The sequence below is a fragment of the Limosilactobacillus coleohominis genome (assembly GCF_016901675.1).
Lineage (GTDB): Bacteria > Bacillota > Bacilli > Lactobacillales > Lactobacillaceae > Limosilactobacillus > Limosilactobacillus intestinavium.
Window position 1 is genome coordinate 1 of the sequence record NZ_JACJKU010000101.1, and the last position, 4111, is coordinate 4111.

Sequence of the window (4111 nt, forward strand, 5' to 3'; positions counted from 1 at the left end):
AATGTGGCATGAGTAATCAATGAGGTCACTGGTTCTAAGTCAAAGGATGGTTTAATTTCCCGTCCTGATGGATTACAACCGTATAATGAGATCCCCATCCGTACAGTATTATTTTCAATATCTTTTTGGTGCCATAAACCAGTAGCTGAGTTTGCCATGTGAACGTAACGTGGTCGTTGATCAACAACAGATAAGAAGCTCTTCCACTTGCTTAATTGTTGATTAAAGTAAGTTGGGTCAGCACTATCTGCAGTTGCAAAGTGGGTAAAGATCCCTTCGAATTCAAATTCTGGTGCTTGCAAAATTTCCATTGCTTGCTTAAATTCATCGTTATCTTTAAAGCCAATCCGTCCCATTCCAGTATCTAGACCTAAGTGAACCTTCAGTGGCTTTTTCACGCCGTTAGTTTTAGCAATCTTTTGATAGTTACGTAACCAATCAACGGACCCCACTGTCAGGGAGATATCGTTGTCAGCAGCAATTGGTGCATATTGTACAGGAGTAATTCCCAATACCAATACCGTTTCAGTTAGTCCGGCATCACGGAGAGTCAGTCCTTCATCAAGAAGTGCTACGCAGAATCCTGCCACCCCTTCTTCAGACAAAACATGCGCTACTTGTGGCATTCCATTGCCATATGCATCCGCCTTCACTACACCAAAAATATGGCTACCTGCTGGTAAAGCCGCTTTTTGGGCACGAATGTTATGACGCAACGCACCAAGGTTAACAACAACATCAGTATTCCGTAAACGAGCACTATTCATCTTGACCGTCTCCTTTTTCTAAAACTATCTGTGTCACTACTAGTTTACCAGTATGACTCACAGATGCCAAAGATTGTCCATTAAATGGTGACTTTGTGACGATCGGCCGTCCTGCGGCATTATCAATAATTTCAATGTCTTGAAAACCTACCTGTGCCCCAATCCCGGTTCCCATTGCTTTTGCAAAGGATTCCTTTAGTGACCAGCGTCCACTGATGTACTCCCATCGCCGCTGACCAGCAAAATGGGATAATTGTGCCTGTTCGTCCTTTGTTAAGACTTTTTCGATAAAACGTGGCTCTGCTTCGACAACTTTTTTGACACGGTCAATCTCGGTTAGGTCGATTCCGATTCCTGCTAGCAATGCGCTCACCTGATTTCAATTAATCTTTTTTCCGCCGCACACTAAATTTGTGGTCATTGCGTTGGAAACGATGATTCTTACCACCACGTCGACGATCATTTTGACCACGGTGACCGTGATAATGATCACTATTGCGTCGGTGGTTGTTGCCACGGCCGTGGTAATTATTATGATGACGGTGACGTTTTGGTAACGGCCGTTCAGGGGTAATTTTAACTGGCACTTTAGCCGCATCATCGGTCGTCAAATCATTCAGTAATGCCGCCACCAAATCAACTGCATCGTGTGTATCTAACAGTTTTTGAGCTGATTCACGGTACTTGTCAGTAGCGTCATCATTAATTAAATCATCAATATCGTTAACTGCACTGGCAACTTGTCCCCGGAACGCTTCTTCTTCTGTTGGGGGCTTCAATGGCAACATGCGAACCCGTGTCAATTTTTCAATTTCATGAAGATAGTCCATTTCGTTAGGCGTCACAAAGGTTAGTGAAACCCCATGATGTCCGGCACGGCCAGTTCGCCCAATCCGGTGAACATAACTATCTGGATCTGACGGAATATCATAATTATAAACGTGGGTAACACCAGAAATATCTAGCCCCCGCGCAGCTACATCGGTAGCTACTAAAATATCTAGCTTGCCATTTTTAAACTTCTTCATAATCTTAGTCCGCCGGTCCTGAGTCAGATCACCATGAATACCAGCAGCATTATAACCACGGGCAACTAATCCTCTGGATAATTCGTCTACCCGACGCTTAGTCCGACCAAAAACGATTGTTAAATCAGGATCTTGAACATCAATCAAACGGGTCATAATGTCAAATTTTTCATAATCCTTGGCACGAACGTAGTATTGATCTACCAAGTCAGTTGTTAATTCTTTGGCCTTGATTTTAACCGTTTGGGGGTCACGCATGAATTGAACACCAATCCGACGAATTTCGGGCGGCATCGTTGCTGAGAACAGCAAAGTTTGCCGCTCTTCAGGAGTTTCTTTAATAATGGCCTCAATATCATCTAAAAATCCCATGTTCAACATTTCGTCCGCCTCATCGAGAACTAATGTCTGCACATGATCTAATTTAACAGTTCCCCGACTAATGTGGTCGCGAAGCCGTCCTGGGGTCCCAACTAAAATTTGCGGGTGCTTCTTCAGGGCCTTAATTTGGCGCCGAATATCTGCTCCTCCATAAACAACTTGTACTTGAACATGCTTATCATGTCCTAGCCGGTACAATTCTTCTTGGGTTTGAATTGCTAATTCCCGTGTTGGGGAGATCACAATTGCTTGAATATTAGGATTGTCTAAATCTACATGTTCAATGATTGGTAGCCCGAAAGCGGCAGTTTTCCCAGTCCCGGTTTGCGCCTGACCAATAACATCTTCACCCTTTAATACCATTGGAATTGTCTGTTCCTGGATCGGGGTTGCTTCTTCATAGCCACTCTGTTTAACAGCCCGTAGAAGGCTTTTTGATAAACCTAGTTCTCCAAATTTCAAAATTTCACCTCATTTAATTTCATGATTGAAAACACCACTACCTAATTGGCGTCGATATCTGGCCAATAAGTGTAGTGGTGCCAAACATTATTTTGTTGTTAATTCTTGTAGAACATTCTCTAAGTGAATGCCGTGGCTGCCCTTTAATAATACAATATCACCCTTTTGAATGGTTGATCTCAAGCTTGCCACTAGTTCACTTTGCTCATCAGCAGCAAAGTGTTGCAGATCATCAGCTGGGTAGCCATCGGCTAATAATGCGGTAGCCAATGCTTTCATCTCTGAGCCAACTAAGAACACCTTTGCAAAATGTTCATGGTCAATGCTTTTAGCAAGACCAGCATGCAACTTAGCTGAAGCATCACCTAATTCCAGCATATCACCAAGTACGATAATACGCCGTCCCTTTTCAGGAAGCTCATTCAGTGTCTCCAGAACTTCTTTAACGGCGGTTGGATTCGAATTATAAACATCCGATAAAATCTTTTCGCCTTGATTACCGGCCAGCCACTCTGTCCGATTTTCGGTTAATTCAAGATTTTCCAAACCAATCTTTATGTGATTAGGGGTCACATGGAGTCGGCGGGCAACCATCATTGCCGCCATGGCGTTATTAACGTTGTATTCACCCACCATTGGGATCCTAAACTCTTCGTCAGGCCATAGGTTGACCGTGAATGTAATATCATGATCAGATTGTTCAACACTGGTTGCATAAATATCATTACTCAACTGCCGACCAAATGTCTTGGTAATCTGCTTTAAATCCTTGGCACGTTCGCGGAGTAGCGGTTCATCACCGTTATAGACAAAGGTGCCGTCTTCACGCATTCCATGAGTAATTTCCATCTTGGCATCGGCGATTCGATCACGAGTACCAAAGAATTCAATATGCGCTTCGCCAATCATTGTCAAAACAGCTATATCAGGAGTAACTAACTTACTCAATTCATCAAGCTCGCCAAAATGACTCATTCCCATTTCAACGACAACCGCTTCAGTATTAGCTTCCATATTTAATAACGTTACTGGAACACCAATTGCATTATTAAAATTAGCATGGGTTTTCGTAACGTTCATTTGAGTACTCAAAATGGATGCAATCATGTCCTTAGTAGTAGTTTTACCGTTACTACCACTAACAGCTACTACCACCGGATTGATCTTATTCAAATAGTACTTTCCAAGTTGTTGCAAGGCTTTGAGAGGATCTTCCACCACAATCCGTGGTTGCCCATCATCATCGTAATGATGATCGGCTGCCCAAAGAGATGCACTGGCACCATTTTGGAAAGCAGTATTTACAAACTCGTGGCCATCACGAGCGCCCATTAGCGGAACAAATAAGTCCCCAGTTTTTAAATGACGACTGTCAAACGCGACGCCAGATACTTCAATGTCGGACCATTGCTCAATATCGTTCTGTGCATCAACCGCTTTGGCGATCTCTGCGATGTTCATTTTCATGAGTAA

Annotated in this window: 4 protein-coding genes; all 4 read right to left on the reverse strand. The window is 43.1% G+C overall.

From position 1 onward, the window contains the following. A partial coding sequence (gene alr / locus H5975_RS07485) for an alanine racemase (RefSeq protein WP_204785523.1) occupies positions 1–767 on the reverse strand: 767 nt, incomplete at its 3' end. Continuing rightward, positions 760–1131, reverse strand: a complete 372-nt coding sequence (acpS, locus tag H5975_RS07490) for a holo-ACP synthase (RefSeq protein ID WP_204785524.1) — start codon at positions 1129–1131, stop codon at positions 760–762. The genes alr and acpS, both read right to left, overlap by 8 nt. Positions 1132–1150: 19 nt before the next feature. Further along, on the reverse strand, positions 1151–2638 hold the full coding sequence (locus H5975_RS07495) for a DEAD/DEAH box helicase (RefSeq protein WP_204785525.1): 1488 nt from the start codon (positions 2636–2638) through the stop codon (positions 1151–1153). Between the two features lie 87 nt (positions 2639–2725). Then, positions 2726–4105, reverse strand: a complete 1380-nt coding sequence (locus tag H5975_RS07500; RefSeq protein WP_204785526.1) for a UDP-N-acetylmuramoyl-tripeptide--D-alanyl-D-alanine ligase — start codon at positions 4103–4105, stop codon at positions 2726–2728. Positions 4106–4111 lie beyond the last annotated feature (6 nt).

What these genes read in the sequence shown, in the direction of transcription:
- H5975_RS07500 (WP_204785526.1), bottom strand. Translation starts at nt 4,105, where the DNA reads ATGAAAATGAACATCGCAGAGATCGCCAAAGCGGTTGATGCACAGAAC.